This window comes from Maritalea sp. S77 (assembly GCF_049801075.1).
In the GTDB taxonomy this organism is placed as follows: domain Bacteria; phylum Pseudomonadota; class Alphaproteobacteria; order Rhizobiales; family Devosiaceae; genus Maritalea.
Genome location: NZ_JBNAGG010000002.1, coordinates 465,697 through 481,014, shown reverse-complemented (window position 1 = coordinate 481,014; position 15,318 = coordinate 465,697). Strand labels below are relative to the sequence as shown.

The 15,318-nt window shown below is 50.0% G+C and carries 13 protein-coding genes; 4 read left to right on the top strand and 9 right to left on the bottom strand.

The features are described from left to right. Positions 1-97: 97 nt before the first annotated feature. The 5 genes from ACP15Y_RS10070 to acs form a co-directional block, all read right to left on the bottom strand. On the bottom strand, positions 98-1,189 hold the full coding sequence (locus ACP15Y_RS10070; RefSeq protein WP_424982937.1) for a glycoside hydrolase family 3 protein: 1,092 nt from the start codon (positions 1,187-1,189) through the stop codon (positions 98-100). A 63-nt stretch (positions 1,190-1,252) separates the two neighbouring features. Continuing rightward, positions 1,253-4,048, bottom strand: coding sequence for an EAL domain-containing protein (locus ACP15Y_RS10065; protein WP_424982936.1), 2,796 nt, complete (start codon positions 4,046-4,048; stop codon positions 1,253-1,255). A gap of 204 nt (positions 4,049-4,252) precedes the next feature. After that, positions 4,253-5,134: a FecR domain-containing protein gene (locus tag ACP15Y_RS10060; RefSeq protein ID WP_424982935.1), complete on the bottom strand. Its 882-nt coding sequence runs from the start codon at positions 5,132-5,134 to the stop codon at positions 4,253-4,255. A gap of 126 nt (positions 5,135-5,260) precedes the next feature. After that, positions 5,261-6,169, bottom strand: a complete 909-nt coding sequence (locus ACP15Y_RS10055; protein ID WP_424982934.1) for a FecR family protein — start codon at positions 6,167-6,169, stop codon at positions 5,261-5,263. 177 nt (positions 6,170-6,346) lie between these two features. Then, a complete protein-coding gene (gene acs, locus ACP15Y_RS10050; RefSeq protein ID WP_424982933.1) occupies positions 6,347-8,287 on the bottom strand; it encodes an acetate--CoA ligase in 1,941 nt (646 codons plus the stop codon). 269 nt (positions 8,288-8,556) lie between these two features. Between acs and ACP15Y_RS10045 the strand changes: the two genes are divergently transcribed. From ACP15Y_RS10045 to cls, 3 genes are all read left to right on the top strand, one after another. After that, positions 8,557-9,138, top strand: coding sequence for a hypothetical protein (locus tag ACP15Y_RS10045; RefSeq protein WP_424982932.1), 582 nt, complete (start codon positions 8,557-8,559; stop codon positions 9,136-9,138). Further along, entirely contained in the window at positions 9,135-9,371 is a 237-nt protein-coding gene (gene nrtS / locus ACP15Y_RS10040; protein ID WP_424982931.1) for a nitrate/nitrite transporter NrtS, read from the top strand. Before ACP15Y_RS10045 ends, nrtS begins: the two co-directional genes overlap by 4 nt. 94 nt (positions 9,372-9,465) lie before the next feature. Further along, on the top strand, positions 9,466-10,917 hold the full coding sequence (cls, locus tag ACP15Y_RS10035; protein ID WP_424982930.1) for a cardiolipin synthase: 1,452 nt from the start codon (positions 9,466-9,468) through the stop codon (positions 10,915-10,917). Here cls and ACP15Y_RS10030 read toward each other — a convergent pair. The 4 genes from ACP15Y_RS10030 to ACP15Y_RS10015 form a co-directional block, all read right to left on the bottom strand. Beyond that, positions 10,914-12,023, bottom strand: a complete 1,110-nt coding sequence (locus tag ACP15Y_RS10030; RefSeq protein WP_424982929.1) for a lipid II:glycine glycyltransferase FemX — start codon at positions 12,021-12,023, stop codon at positions 10,914-10,916. The genes cls and ACP15Y_RS10030 overlap by 4 nt on opposite strands. A gap of 144 nt (positions 12,024-12,167) precedes the next feature. After that, entirely contained in the window at positions 12,168-12,950 is a 783-nt protein-coding gene (gene nagB / locus ACP15Y_RS10025; protein WP_424982928.1) for a glucosamine-6-phosphate deaminase, read from the bottom strand. Between the two features lie 32 nt (positions 12,951-12,982). Then, positions 12,983-13,765 carry a GntR family transcriptional regulator gene (locus ACP15Y_RS10020; RefSeq protein ID WP_424982927.1) on the bottom strand — a complete coding sequence of 261 codons (783 nt, stop codon included), beginning with the start codon at positions 13,763-13,765 and terminating at the stop codon, positions 12,983-12,985. A gap of 260 nt (positions 13,766-14,025) precedes the next feature. Continuing rightward, the gene (locus tag ACP15Y_RS10015) at positions 14,026-14,631 is read right to left on the bottom strand and encodes a helix-turn-helix domain-containing protein (protein ID WP_424982926.1); all 606 of its coding nucleotides are present in this window, start codon (positions 14,629-14,631) and stop codon (positions 14,026-14,028) included. A gap of 62 nt (positions 14,632-14,693) precedes the next feature. Between ACP15Y_RS10015 and ACP15Y_RS10010 the strand changes: the two genes are divergently transcribed. Beyond that, positions 14,694-15,311 (top strand): GAF domain-containing protein, encoded by a 618-nt coding sequence (locus ACP15Y_RS10010; RefSeq protein WP_424982925.1) that lies wholly within the window; start codon positions 14,694-14,696, stop codon positions 15,309-15,311. The last annotated feature ends 7 nt before the right edge of the window (positions 15,312-15,318 follow it).

The window sequence follows — 15,318 nt, the reverse complement described above, 5'->3', positions numbered from 1 at the left end:
TCTTACGCTCGCATCCTATTCGCGCCTGAGTGTTTAACCCGATTCAGGCGTCACTTTTGTGACACCATATCGCGTTGCTGGAAATGGAGCAAAGCCTCTATTGCTTCAGTTGCGCTTTGAGGCCGACAATGCGCCCATAGCTACGCTCAATCATCGCCGCAAACGCCGGATCCCGCTCCGCTTCACTCACCAATAGATTGATAATCTTGTCCGGCAATTCAAGGCTAGGCTCGCGTGTATTGGAAAATAGCAACAAATCATTGCCTGCTCGCACCGCAGCCAAAACCGCTTCTTTGAAGCCATAATGCTCAGTAATCGCGCCCATTTCCATATCATCGGAAACCACAACGCCATTAAAGCCCAAGCCTTGCCGCAACACGCCATTGATCGCCACAGACGAAAGGCTCGCCGGATAATCATTGTTGGCCGCATCCGCAAAGCTCTTGTGATAGAGGTGCCCCACCATCACCATCGGTGCCAAATTTTGGCTGATGAGCTTTTTGAACGGCACATATTCCGTATCGCGCCAAGTGCTGGAAATATCAGCAAAGCCCAAATGGCTATCCGCCTGGCTAGAGCCATGGCCGGGGAAATGCTTGAGCGAGGTTAAAACACCCGCCGCCTTGTGCCCACGCACAAACGCTGCACCATAGCTCGCCACAATTTCCGGATCTGCTGAAAATGACCTGCCATATTTGGCGATGATTGGATTGTCACGATTTACATTCACATCAACCACAGGGCCAAAATTCACATTGAAGCCAAGTGAGGCCAAGCGACGCCCCAAATTCTCATAGAGCGCTTGCGCAGAATTGGCATTCATCGATTTTGCCACATCGGCTGCACTGGCAATTTCAGCGAAGCCGACCGACTTGGTGAGCCGTTCAACCTGCCCGCCTTCTTGGTCGATACTGATCAAAAGCGGCAATCCATTGGGGGCAACGGCCTGCCAATCTGCATTCTTCTTTTTGACGGTATCAACAGAAGAAACATTATATTTCAAATAAAGCACGCCGCCGATTTTACCTTGCTGCGCCAACCCCTTAATGCCGTTATGCCATTGGCCGGATGCTTGATCGCCTTGAAAACCAATCATCACCATTTGCCCTGCCTTTTCGCGCAAAGATTGAGCCATCGCCGACCCGGTGAATTGAACAATGACCATCGCTAGAATGAAGAAAAGACGCATGAAAACCGCTCTGAGAATCAAAAAACCAATAAGTGCAGGAGGAATATGCCTTAAATAGGGCTGTTAGACCGCATCTTTTTGCAGTGGCGCATTGTGGCTGGCCAACAAGTCACAGAATTCCTGGCGATCTAGTGGACGCCCGAACAAATAGCCTTGCCCAATATGGCACCCTGCCTCGCTCAACAACCGGGCCTGCACTTCGGTCTCGATGCCTTCAGCCACAATTTTCTTGTCCATATGCTGCGACAGTGAAATCACTGCATTGATGATTGCCATCGATTGTTTGTCTTCCGGCAAATTACGCACGAAGGCCTGATCAATTTTAATCTTGTTCACCGGCAATTTGCTCAAATAGCTCAAAGACGAATAGCCAGTGCCAAAATCATCCAGCGCAATGCCCACGCCGCGCTCGATTATGGAATCCAAAATGCTGATGGTTTTATCCTGCTTGGAAACGAACACGCTTTCCGTGATTTCAATGTCCAAACGTGAAGGGTCTAGGCCCGAAGTTTCTAGCGCATGATCAATATCCGCGAGCACATCGCCATATTCGAACTGCACCGCCGATACATTTACCGCGATCCGACCGCCTTTGGCAGACTTGGCCGCATCGAAGCATGATTGCTGCATCACCCAGCGGCCGATTTCAATGATCATGCCGCTATCTTCCGCCACCGAGATAAATCGATCCGGCCGCACAAAGCCAAGCTCAGGGTGACGCCACCGCACCAGCGATTCCGCCCCGATGATCTGGTTCGTCACCAAATCGACTTGCGGCTGATATTGGAGAAACAATTGCCCGTTTGCAACGGCATCCAATAAGGCAATCTCGATGGATTGCCGGTCGCGCACACGCGCACTCAACTCACTGCGATAGGCGAAAAAGCTATTGCCGGGCATAGACTTAGCCTCGGAATGCGCCATATCAACATGGGTCATCAATTGCTCTGCAGTATATCCTGAATTGTGCGTGTCAGTTATGCCCAAGCTGGCACCAATCAATGCACGGTGTGCCCCCACCGTATAGGCCGCAACAACGGCTTCAAGCATTTTGTTGGCAAAGGCGTTAAGCTCTTCATCCTTCAACAGATGCGGATAGACAGCCGCAAACCGATCGCCACCAAGGCGTGTGACACTATAGAGCCCCAGATTGCCAAGGCGCTTCACCACCTGCTTCAGCAATTGATCGCCAATGCCAATGCCCAGTGTATCGTTGATGTTCTTAAACCGATCCAAATCCAACAACAGCAGCGTCATGTCGCGCGGCTTATCGGAATTGGGACGGCAAAAACGTCCCAACTCATCCACCAGCTTTTGACGCGAAAACGCACCCGTCAACGTGTCATAATTCGCCAAATAGGACAGGCGTTGCTCATGATTTAGTCGCTCTGTGACATCACGGAAGGTCAAGCAAGCAACTTGCTCATAAATATTGTTGCCACGATCAATGGTTGAAACCGTGATAGAATATTCCAGCGCCACTGGCCGCCCTGTATACCCCTTATCCGCATAAAGCCCTTCATCAAAGCGGTGCAAACTGGACACTTTGCTCGGAATGCCCGAATTGACCTTACTCCGCAAAAGTCGCGATGTTTCCTTATGGAATATACTCGGTAGAATTTGAGCACTTTTACCCGTAAGCCCATGACGAGCCTGTAAAATATCTTCCGCGGGCGCACTGGCCGTCAAAATGCGGCCCTGCCCGTCAATAATGATCACACCGTCAAAATTATCCTCAACCACACGATCCAAAATGGCCTGCATTCGCACATTTTCAATGCTGGCATTTTCCAATTCAACTTGCCGCGTAAACATTTCATTGGACATGTAGAACAAGGTGTAGCCCACCGTAACCGCATGGCCAGCAACAGTATTGATCAGCAGATTGACCTGTGTTTGCCCCAAAAATGCGACACCTTCCACAAGCACAAATGTGCCTAAAAAGACCGCGCCGCTCGCCCATGTCGGCAATGGTTTTTTGCGCCACATGAAAAGCAGCAAATATAGCATGATCAACACTGCAGATAGGGCACTACCAATCATTTTTAGGCGATTGCCCTCCAACCGACTTTCGGTGGCAAGCGCCAAAAGCGACACGCCCGGAATGTGCCCATATCGCGGCACCAACACCACATCGCCAAGTTCAACCGCAGTGGCCCCGACCAAGGCCGTTTTGCCCGCAATACGTGCCGGATCTACCCGCTGCTCGATGATATCTATGACGGAAATAACGTCGATCTGTGACAAATCCAGCCCATAATTGACGAGAAAGCTGTCGCCCACGTCGCCGGCCATAAACTGTGTGAGCGCCAAAGGAAGGCTTTTTAGGTTCTCACCCGCAACGCGTGCGCCGCTGTCGACACGCCGAATTTTACCATCACTTTCCGGGCGCACATTCACAACAACTGGCTCACCCTGTGCACGAAATGCGGGGAGCGGCAAAGCCGTTGCCAATGTTGCGCTGCCATCACGCTGACGCACAAGTTGGTTAAAACTGGCGAGGTAGGTGAAGCCGCCTGCCCGTTCCAGCGCCTCAGCCAAACGCTGATCATCGACCGCATTCGAGCCCTGAGACAAATCGATATCGAGTGCGATCTCGTCAACCTGATAGTTTAGCAACTGGTCGATCACCTGCGCATGTACACGACGCGGCCAAGGCCACTGGCCCACCGCATCAATGCTTTTGGGGTCGATCGCGACAATAACAAATTTCTCAGAAACGGGCTTGTTGATGGCGTGATAGCGCAGCTCACGCAAATAGTTATCAATTGGCGCGTAAAGGCCGGCGATATCCGCCAAAATCGCAATAATGGTCACCATGACCAACGCGATTATCTTTTTCACCTTCAATTGCGTCATGTCGCCCCGAAGCAAGCATCAATAAAGCGGCCATCACTTGAGGTGATCGCCATAAGTCCGCTTGCTAGAAAAACATGAATTGGTTGCTATTCACTTTACACTCAATAAAAAGGCCGCTTCAAAAAGAAGCGGCCAATTTAATTGAATTTACATTAGCTTGGCCAAATGGTTGGCGCAGAGAGCGTGCTTCATAATCAGCATCGCTTAGCTCTTTCCTTTGCCCTTGCCATTTCCGCCAGCATTGCTGTTGCCGTTGCCACCGGAGTTACCGCTGTTGCCACCGGAGTTACCGCTGTTGCCACCGGAGTTACTACCGCCGTTGCCGCCAGCATTGCCGTTCCCGTTGCCGCCAGCATTGCCGTTCCCGTTGCCACCAGCATTACCGTTCCCGTTGCCACCAGCATTGGCGTTCTCATTGTTCTGCTGTCCAGGTGCTGCTTGCAAACCTAAGGCAACTTTTAGCTGCGCGCTGTTTTTTGCAATTGGTTTATTTGTGTTCAGGCTAATGATTGGTTCCAAGGCGCCACGGCCTTTTACCTCAACCACATCGCTTTTGCCTGCCTGCCGAGATGCACGCTGCCCTGCCTTCACATCAACTTTGACCCTGCGCTCTTCATCGCGCACTTCTACACGTCCGCGCTCTACCTTCACCTCTGCTGCATCACCACTTTTGCCGGCTTTCACCGTGAATTTGGTGCCTTTAACCACTGCGGTGAGCAATGGCGCCTTAACGGCAAAGTGCTGCACATTCTTTTTATCTACATCAACTGTGATTTCGCCAAAGTCCTGCTCAACAACAGTGTTCAAATTACCAACACGGTCTTTGATACGAATACGCGTATCACCTTGCACATCAATGGACTCTTGACCGCGTGTAAACACAACGCGGGCGCTAGGAGATGTTTGAATAGCGCGAGAACTATCGACAATATGGCCTCTAAAAATTTGCTGCCACCCGGCACCGTCGAAAACAAATACGCCACCACGTAGTTTGCTCGCGACCCACTCTTCCGCCATTGCGCTGCTGGTGAACAGCAAACTGCCCAACAGCACAATCCACATGCAAATCTTGGAGAATATCTTCATTTTACCGCGCCCCATTTTCTCTCTCGATCAAACTAACGCCAAGCCCTTCAGCAGCTATTAACATCCTCAAACAGTTAATAGCGTGGTTAATAGGTGCTAAAGTGGCGGCTGCCTTACCCAACACAATTAAAGCACTGGGAGTTTATCTTTCACCTTATCAACCACATCTTTAGCCGCGCCGCCTGCACTGCTAGCACCACCACCAGAACCGCTACCAGACGATCCTGCATTACCGGCATTTCCTGCATTTCCTGCATTTCCTGCATTTCCTGCATTGCCAGCATTCCCTGCATTGCCAGCATTCCCAGCGTTACCTGCATTGCCGACGCCCTCAACATTGCCCACATTACTCGTACCACCAGCATTAGCAGGTAAGTTAGGTGAATTGCTCAGACCCATTTTGGCCTTCAGCTCTTCAACATTATTGGCAATGGGTTGGTTTGAGTTCATGCTCACAAATGGTTCGATTGAACCACGGCCCTTAACTTCCATCACAGCATTGGCGGACGCTTGACGCCCAACCCGCTGGCCAGATTTCACGTCGACCTTGATTTTCATCTGATTGTCTTGAACTTCGACACGACCACGGCGCACGATGATTTCTGCCGCACCGCCGGAGCGATTTGACTTCACCGTAAACTTCGTGCCCTTTACAACGGCAGTCAACAATGGCGCTTTTACTGCAAAATGCTGAACATTCTTCTTTTCAACATCTACATTGATTTCGCCAAAGTCTTGCTCAATCACCGTATTGAGGGCACCCACACGATCTCTGATGCGAATACGCGTATCACCGCGTACATCAATCGACTCTTGACCGCGTGTGAAAATTACCCGCGCATTCGGCGAGGTTTGGATCGCGTTGGAGCTATCAACAACATGCCCTCTGAAAATTTGTTGCCATTCTGCATTTTCATAAACAAAGACAGCGCCCCGCAATTTGCTTGCGATCCACTCCTCAGCCATAGCCGATGAAGTGAAAACGCACGACACAATGGTCGCAACAACGAATGCTGATTTAGAAAGACTGCCCATAAAACGCCCCAATTTGTAATTCGCCCCATCTTAAAAAGAGACGCCCAAACAAGGTGTTAACAAGGTATTTCTAATCAAAAATTTGGTTAATTCAAGCTGATATAAATTGCTAAAATTGAAAGGCGCCGCACGAAAATTTCGTACGGCGCCAAAAAAACAACTAGTAGTTGCAATTAGTTATCGGTTTTCGCGATTTTCAATCAAATCATCAACAACAGATGGATCTGCCAATGTTGATGTGTCGCCCAATGAGCCAAAATCGTTTTCCGCAACCTTGCGCAGGATACGACGCATGATTTTGCCTGAACGTGTTTTTGGCAAACCAGGCGCAAATTGGATCAAATCAGGAGAAGCAATCGGGCCAATTTCCTTACGCACCCAATTGCGCAACTCTTTCTTCAATTCATCGCTTGGCTCTTCACCGGACATCAAGGTCACATAGCAATAAACGCCTTGGCCCTTCACATCGTGTGGATAGCCAACTACCGCGGCTTCAGACACTTTGTCATGCGCAACCAGCGAACTTTCAATCTCAGCTGTGCCCATCCGGTGACCGGAAACGTTCAAAACATCGTCCACCCGACCCGTGATCCAATAATACCCATCTTCATCGCGGCGACAGCCGTCACCCGTGAAATAATAGCCTTTATAGGTCTCAAAATAGGTCGAAACAAAGCGCTTGTGATCGCCATAGACCGAACGCATCTGACCAGGCCAGCTATCTTTAATGCACAACACACCTTCAGTTTTGGTCTCAGTTTGCACATTGCCTTCCTGATCCAAAATCTCTGGCTGAATGCCGTAAAATGGCTTTGTTGCAGAGCCTGGCTTGGTTGGTGTCGCGCCAGGCAAAGGCGTGATCATGAAACCACCAGTTTCAGTTTGCCACCACGTATCCACAATCGCGCATTTACCGCGGCCAACATGCTTGTTGTACCATTCCCAAGCTTCTGGGTTGATCGGCTCACCAACTGACCCCAGAATACGCAATGACGATAGGTCAGCACCGTCAACAAAATTATCACCAGCCCCCATCAACGCGCGAATGGCCGTCGGTGCTGTGTAGAAAATATTGACCTTGTGCTTGTCGCAAACCTGCCAGAAGCGTGAAGCGTCTGGATAGTTTGGCACACCTTCAAACATCAATGTGGTCGCGCCATTGGCCAATGGGCCATAAAGAATGTAGGAGTGACCTGTGACCCAGCCCACATCAGCCGTACACCAATAAATGTCGCCTTGCTTATAATCGAAGGTCACTTCGTGGGTGAATGAGGCATAAACCAAATAGCCGCCAGTTGTGTGCAACACGCCTTTTGGTGTGCCTGTTGAACCGGACGTATAAAGGATGAACAGCGGGTCTTCTGCATTCATGCGCTCTGGTTTACAGAATTCATCAATGCCCGTAGCAGCTTCGTGCCACCACACATCGCGGCCACCCTTCATTTTGATGTCGTTGCCGGTGTTTTCCACCACCAAAACTTTTTCAACACCATGCGCATGCTTCAACGCTTCATCAACATTGTGCTTCAATGGCACAGTGCGGCCACCGCGGCGGCCTTCATCAGCAGTAATCACGACAGCGCTGTCACAATCGTTGATGCGGCCTGCCAAAGCTTCCGGCGAAAAGCCACCAAACACCACGGAATGCACCGCACCAATGCGGGTACAGGCCAACATGGCATAAGCAGCTTCTGGGATCATAGGCAGATAAATGGTGACGCGGTCACCCTTTTTAACGCCCAAATCTTTCAACACATTGGCGAAGCGGCAAACGCGGCGGTGCAACTGGGCATAAGTAATATGCTCGTCAGTGCCCGGCTCATCACCTTCCCAGATGATGGCGGTCTCATCGGCGCGGTCTTTCAAGTGACGGTCGATACAATTGACCGAAACATTCAACTCACCATCTTCAAACCATTTGATGGACACATCTGGATATTCAAATGTCGTATTTTTGATTTTGGTCGGCTCTGTCATCCAATCGATGCGCTTGGCCTGCTCTTTCCAAAATCCTTCAGGATCATTCACTGACTGCGCGTACAGCGCGTCATACTGATCCTTTGTTGTCAAAGTGCGAGAGACAATATCTTCAGGTGGTTGGTAAATGTCCGAACTCATTGGACGGTTCCTCCTCGATCAATCCAATCATAAAGAGACCGTTGCCGACCTCCAGTTGAATACGGTCAACACACATTCAATTTGAATATGTGAGTTGTCCCCACAACACCGTGATAGAAGGGCTAATGGTTGCAGCGCGTTCGGTCAATATCAAGGCTTAGATTTTAGACCTGTTTTTTCGCATTTCTTTGACACTTTGCCCCCCATATTCAACACTTTTAAAGAAGATTACTTCAAACTGATGCCCAGACAAACTGGGGGAAATCGCCATGTCAGACGCCAAAACACCAAATTTTCGACCCGCCCGTCGGGATGAAATTGAGTGGGTACTCTCAACAGTGCACCGCGCAATTGATGAATCTGAATTCTATTGTGAAGAATTCAAACAATCTGAGCGTGCGCGCATGAACATCCACTTTCTAACGGCGCTTTGGGAATATGATCCGCAGCACTTGTTTGTGCTGTGTAAGGGGGATGAAAAAGTGGGTCTCATGCTTTCCGGCCCCGATAATGGCGTGGTGTTCCTTTATTGGTCTTACATTATTCCCGAGCATAGGGCGTCGACCATCGCGATCAAAGCCAACAAGGCTTTCGTGAATATGTTCAATAATGGCCATTGGCACAAGCTGGTAACCTTCACCCGCACCACCAACGAAAAAGCCAATCTGATCCTCGCGCGCTATGGGTGGACAGAAGTGGCACAGCTCAACAAGCATATTTTCGGAGAAGACTATAAAATCTTCGAAATTCCTATGGAAAAGACAGTTCCCGGCTATAAGCCTTTCCGCGTGCCCGGTCGCCTTGAACGGTTGAAGCGTAGTGTGCTCAAACCATTCGGCCAAGCCGCATGATCAAAGAGTGGTTTTCAATCGCCGCACGCCCTCAAGTGTGCAAGCGCTGTGTGAAAACCGCGCTTATCGTGGGCACCTTGCTGATGCTGATCAACTATTTCGATAGGCTTTTAACGGGCCAAATGGGCATGACGGACTGGTTTAAAGTCGCCCTCACTTTTTGCGTGCCTTACTTGGTGTGCACCAGCGCTTCCGTTGGTGCGATCATGGAAAACCGCAACAAAAACGAATAAATTGCACTTACACCATTGTGCTGCCTAGATGATTTGTCCAATTTAGATGCAAGACGTGCGCGCATAAACTCGCCAGCCGCTTTGTGGAGGAACAATGGACCTGATAAGCAGCATCTCTTTGGCATCTGCCATCTATTTGAGCATCATATTTGCCGTCGCGCTGCGCATTTTGGCGCGGAGACACATCTCAAGTTCTGCTCGTCTCGCCTGGCTAATCGTCGTGATCACCCTGCCCCTTGCTGGCATTGTGATCTATACCCTTCTTGGCGAGGTGCACATCTCCGACAAGCTACGTGCCAAAAAGGCACGGCTTGTTGATCAAATGAAGGCGCTTGAGTTCAACAAGCTCGAAGGCGAAGAAAACCCATTTGCAAAAGTGCCTCTGCGGTATCACTCAATCTTCCAATATGCCGAAACTATCAATCATTTTCCCCTTTCCGGCGGCAACACGGCCGAGCTCATGTCTGATGCGGATGAGACAAGAAAACGGATCATCGAAGATATCGATGCGGCAGAAGACCATGTGCATCTGCTCTATTACATTTGGCTAACTGACCGGACAGGCACCGAAGTCGCAAATGCCGTGATGCGCGCAGCCAAGCGCGGCGTTGCTTGCCGTGTGATGGCTGACGCTATCGGGTCGCGCGTTCTACTCAACTCACCACTGTGGACGGAGATGCAACGCGCCGGGGTGCAAACTGAAACCGCCATGCCATTTGAAAGCATGATTGCCACCCACCTGCTCAACCGCTTCGATCTACGCAATCACCGAAAAATCACGCTCATTGATGGCAAAATCGCCTATTGCGGCAGTCAAAACTGCGCCGATCCAGAGTTCTTGCCCAAGGCAAAATATGCGCCCTGGATTGACATTATGGCGCGCATGGAAGGCCCCGTGGTCAACCAAACGCAATTGCTGTTTGCCAGCGATTGGATGAGCCGACGCCCCAGCGCGCATTTAGATGAGTTTCCCCTGAACGCACGCCCCGTCGAGGGCGGATTCGTGGCGCAAGTGAATGGCAACGGTCCCACAGAACGTCGCGGCGCTGCGGCGCATCTGTTCGCCGCGCTTATTCAATCTGCGGATGAAGAAATAAACATCACCACCCCCTATTTTGTGCCGGACATTATCGTGTTGAATGCCCTATGCGCTGCGGCAATTCGTGGGGTCAAAATCAACATGATTGTTCCACGCAATAATGATAGCTGGATCGTGGCAGCCGCTGCGAAATCTTTTTATCCCGAGGTACTCGACGCGGGCATACGTGTGCATGAATATGTGGGCGGTTTGCTCCATGCCAAATGCCTCACCATTGATGGCCAAATCACCATGATTGGCTCATCAAATCTCGATTTGCGCAGCTTTGACCTTAATTACGAAAACAACACCATCATTTATGATGAAGCCTTTACCAAGCAGGTCAATGAGCGCCAGCGGCAATATCTAAAAAGCGCAGTGGAAGTGCATCTTGATGAAGTGCGCGAATGGCGATTGCCGGTCAGAATTTGGCACAATGTGATCGGTACATTGGGACCAGTGCTTTAATTCTGGTCGCTCGGGCCCTTTTTGCGCAGATTGTTGATCATGCGTCCGGTATTGGCTTTCACATCGCGCGCCAAAAACAGGGCTTCGCCCAAAAGCCGCGGAATAAACCAATGTGCATAATTCATCACAGGTGGCACCGTGGTGATCGCCCCTGCTTTGCCCGCCATGCCTTTTTTGAACTGATGTAAGCCCAAAAAGCCATCCGTGCCGCCAAGGTCGTACCATTTGATCCGTTCTTGCGTACCAAGCCAGCGCATAATTTCCCAATGCATGAAATAACCCGCCTGCATCGGCAGTGCCTTATCATTGGTCGCACCATAAAGATAAACCGCAGTATCGCCACCGACAAACACAATAGCCCCGGCAACAGCTTCACCCTCTTCATCATACACCATAAAGATTTCAGGGCGGATGGACCCATCAATATTGTCCATCAAATGATTGAGGGAATCGTAAGCTGAATAATCTGGAAACTGCTTGCGCGCCGTCATCGCTTCATAAAGTGCATTGAACTCAGACATTTTGTCTGGCCCCACATGCTCAAAGCGCAGCTCATTCTTCTCCGAATTGCGCAAATGCTTGCGCCATTTCTGATTGAAACTGGCGCGCATCTCTTCATCGGACAAATCAACATTTACGAAATACCGATTGGGGAACGGCAAACTAGCACCCTGATTAAACCCAATCTCTCGCAGATATTCTAAAGCGCTATTTTGCTCAGTTGGCACCGCGCGCGGCAAAATGGACAACATCAAGCGACGCGTCACCGCATATTCCTGAACCAGATAATCGACAATTGCTTTATAATCGCTTTGCGCGCTCGGCAAACGATTGTTCAGAAGAATTGGGCCCCATTTGCAAACAGCAAGGCCCCCAAGCCCCAAAGGCGCAGTTTTGTGCATCACCAGACAACCGCCAACCAACCGGTCGCCAATGAAGAATTGCAGGCGATCTAAGGCCATGGCCGGCCAACGCTCAGCGGCGAAGACATCCAACTGCTCTTGGCACACATCATCAAAGCGGTGCGCTTGCGCATCCCATGCTGTTGCGTCCAGCTGTTCAACGCGCAAGGCCTGATCGATATTTGCCTGACTTATATCCGCCATCAATGCCACTTCACTTATCAATCGAATTCACTACGATCCAAACACATCGCTTTTATACTGATGTGACAGTATGTTGGCGACGTTTTTAACCGAACTTAGTTAAAACACGACAAGTGATAAGAATTGGTAAGGGCGAAAGCAGACCTAGGCTTGCTCAAGCTCAATATGACGCTGCTCAGCCCACTGCGCATATTCTTTCATGCTCAGTAAAGACGCGGCATCTTCATCAACGACCACCACAGCATGTTGGTGCATTTGCAGTGCAGACGCCGGACAAGCCGCGGAAACCGGGCCTTCCACGCATCCACGTACGGCCTCAGCCTTGTTGGCACCCGTAGCCAGTAGCAACACTTCTTTTGAATCCAAAATGGTGCCAATACCCGTGGTAATCGCATCAGTTGGCTGGAACTCATCCGCATCAAAATATCGTGAATTGGCCTCAATTGTGGATTTTGTGAGCGTTTTAACGCGCGTACGTGAGGCAAGACTGGAAAGCGGTTCGTTAAAACCGATATGGCCATTTACACCAATGCCGAGCAATTGAAGATCAATGCCTCCAGCATCCAGAATGGACTGCTCATAGCGCGCGCATTCTGCATTAGGGTTGTCAGCCGCGCCGTTCGGCACATGGGTGCGAGTCTTATCAATATCAATGTGATCAAAAAGCTTGTCGTTCATGAAATAGCGATAGCTTTGAGCATGATCGCCAGACAAACCGATATACTCATCCAGATTGAAGCTGGTCACATCTTTAAAGCTCACCTCGCCACGCTGATTGGCCCCAACCAAGCGCTGATAAAGCGCGACTGGCGATGACCCGGTGGCCAAGCCCAACACAGATTTGGGCTGTTCTTTTAGATGATCGACGAAATATCCACACGCAAAATCAGCTACGGCCTCGGCATTTTCCAAAATGACCAATCGCACGTTTATCTCCACTCATTTGATGTTATGCGGCGCTACTCCGCCCGCATTTCGGTTGCAAACACATACCGATCCCCACGATAGTAGGATCGCGTAAATTCCATTGCAGCACCCTCTTGGTCAAATGAGCGACGCTCGATATCCAATACCGCGTCGCCTTCCTTCACGCCCAAATATCCAGCAAGCTCAGATGTGCAATTCACCGCACGCAAGCTTTGCTGCGCCTTCACGGGGCGAAAGCCCCCTGCCTGCAGCAACTCATAAAGTGAGTCCCCTTCAGACACATTGTCGGCATTGATGATGGATGTTGGAAAGTAAGCCAGCTCATAGGCCATAATCGCATTGTCCGCATAGCGAATGCGGCGGAAGCAAGAAACCAGCGTGTCGAACGACACGCCCAGCGCCATAGCCACATCAGGTTGCGGCAAAACCACACCTTTGAAGACCAATTTGGAGCTAGGTTCCATACCACGATTGCGAATATCTTCAGAAAAACCGTTCAAAAACGCCAAAGACTTTTCGATCGACCGTGGACGATTGCGCGGCACATAAGTGCCCAAACCACGTTTTTGCACCAATTGTCCATCAGACAATAAGGGCTTAAACGCGCTGCGAATGGTGACCCGTGATAGGCCAAGCTTTTCTGACAGTTCGCGTTCCGCCGGCAAAAAGTCGCCCGGGCCCAACACGCCGCGCTCAATGGCGTCGCGCAAGCCTTCGGTCAACACGCCATAGCGCGCGCCTGGACGTGTTAACGCCAGTTTTAAATGGTCGATAAGCTGAGCTGGATCATGCTCTTGCGCTGCCAAGTCGTCCATTCTATCCCCCCACCATGCACCAGCGATGTGCTGACTGCTTTTGTCTGTTCCGGTGCATGTTCAAACGGCCTTTAGAAATAATGGACTCGGCAACACAGGATGCTGCCCAACAAAGATACCAATAAAATACCTATGTCGTCAATTTGAAACTACACCGCAGCCAGCTTTACGCTAGCTCTCTGACTTTAGTCAGAATCGCTTTGATTGGAAGTACATAATAAACGATTCAGTTCATTACACACAGACTAGGGTTCGTTGGACTAAGATTTAGCCGAACCGCCAGACCAAAAGATCGGCACAGTGCCCGTCCAAAGAATGCGCACGGGCTTATCCGTTACATTGCGCCAGCTATGTTGCCGCGTTGAACGGAAGTGAAGGCTATCGCCTTCGCTGAGCACAACGGACTCGCCTTCAACATTGGTCGTGACTTCGCCTTCCAGCACATAAATGATCTCTTCACCCTCATGGCTCACCGTCTCTGACTGATAGCCAGCAGGCACAGTGATGATGAATGATGACAAATTGTTGCCCGCAAAATCGGCCCCAAGGCGCTCATACTTCAAAGACGATGAATCAACAGAAAAACTCTCGCGCTCACCCGCCTTGGTGGTGCCGCGGATAACTGCAGGCGACGAAATGAAATATTCCATCTCAACATCTAGGCTGCGCGAAATCAAAGAAAGTGCGCCCAAAGATGGCGTTGCTTGATCGCGCTCCACTTGACTCAAAAAGCCCACAGACAGGTTTGCTGCCTCACCCAATGCCTTCAACGTCATATTCAATTTGCGCCGCCGTTCACGAATTAGCGCGCCGATCAAAGGCTGGCCTGATTGTGAATCAAAGGATTTGGATTGGGTATTTGTCATATTTTCGCTTACCTATCGAAAAATTTTTGATATAACAAAACTTGTTTCACTGTTCTGTTCGAATGGCCAAACAAAAGGCGATTCATAGTTCTAATCGGCTTTACATAAAGCTTCGCTTAAAAATCACATTGCGCTGCCAAATACTAGGGAAAAAACCGAATATTCAGGCGGCGATATCTATAGAGTACCATATAAAAATGCAAGAATTGGCAAGAATCATCTCGCAAACCGGCACCGAAACCAAATTGTTCGACCTGCTCGAACAAGAAGTTCAAGATAAGGTGGGCGCAAAACTTGTTACGCTGATGTGGCTTGATTTTGAAGCAGGCAGAGCGCGCCGGATTTATACAAACCGGCCCGACCTTTATCCTACAAACGACAGCAAACCAATTTCGAACAACCCTTGGCACGAACACGTTATCATCAACCAAAATACGTTTGTGGCAAACAGCCTGGACGAAATGGATGAGCAGTTCACAGACAAGGACTTCTTCTCAGCCCATGGTTGCGCCTCGGTGCTGAACATGCCGATTGCCATCAATGGCAAAACAGTTGGCTCGCTAAATTTGCTGCACGAAGAAAATCATTTCACTGAAGAGCGGATTGAAAAGACACAAGAACTTGCTCTGACCGCTATGGTTTGTATTATGTTGCAACAATCAAACCTGAGCAAAACATAGGTCTTTC

What these genes read in the sequence shown, in the direction of transcription:
- ACP15Y_RS10030 (WP_424982929.1), bottom strand. Translation starts at nt 12,023, where the DNA reads ATGGCGGATATAAGTCAGGCAAATATCGATCAGGCCTTGCGCGTTGAA.
- ACP15Y_RS10060 (WP_424982935.1), bottom strand. Translation starts at nt 5,134, where the DNA reads ATGAAGATATTCTCCAAGATTTGCATGTGGATTGTGCTGTTGGGCAGT.
- ACP15Y_RS10070 (WP_424982937.1), bottom strand. Translation starts at nt 1,189, where the DNA reads ATGCGTCTTTTCTTCATTCTAGCGATGGTCATTGTTCAATTCACCGGG.
- ACP15Y_RS10020 (WP_424982927.1), bottom strand. Translation starts at nt 13,765, where the DNA reads ATGGACGACTTGGCAGCGCAAGAGCATGATCCAGCTCAGCTTATCGAC.
- acs (WP_424982933.1), bottom strand. Translation starts at nt 8,287, where the DNA reads ATGAGTTCGGACATTTACCAACCACCTGAAGATATTGTCTCTCGCACT.
- ACP15Y_RS10055 (WP_424982934.1), bottom strand. Translation starts at nt 6,169, where the DNA reads ATGGGCAGTCTTTCTAAATCAGCATTCGTTGTTGCGACCATTGTGTCG.
- cls (WP_424982930.1), top strand. Translation starts at nt 9,466, where the DNA reads ATGGACCTGATAAGCAGCATCTCTTTGGCATCTGCCATCTATTTGAGC.
- ACP15Y_RS10010 (WP_424982925.1), top strand. Translation starts at nt 14,694, where the DNA reads ATGGCCAAACAAAAGGCGATTCATAGTTCTAATCGGCTTTACATAAAG.
- nrtS (WP_424982931.1), top strand. Translation starts at nt 9,135, where the DNA reads ATGATCAAAGAGTGGTTTTCAATCGCCGCACGCCCTCAAGTGTGCAAG.
- ACP15Y_RS10065 (WP_424982936.1), bottom strand. Translation starts at nt 4,048, where the DNA reads ATGACGCAATTGAAGGTGAAAAAGATAATCGCGTTGGTCATGGTGACC.
- ACP15Y_RS10045 (WP_424982932.1), top strand. Translation starts at nt 8,557, where the DNA reads ATGTCAGACGCCAAAACACCAAATTTTCGACCCGCCCGTCGGGATGAA.
- ACP15Y_RS10015 (WP_424982926.1), bottom strand. Translation starts at nt 14,631, where the DNA reads ATGACAAATACCCAATCCAAATCCTTTGATTCACAATCAGGCCAGCCT.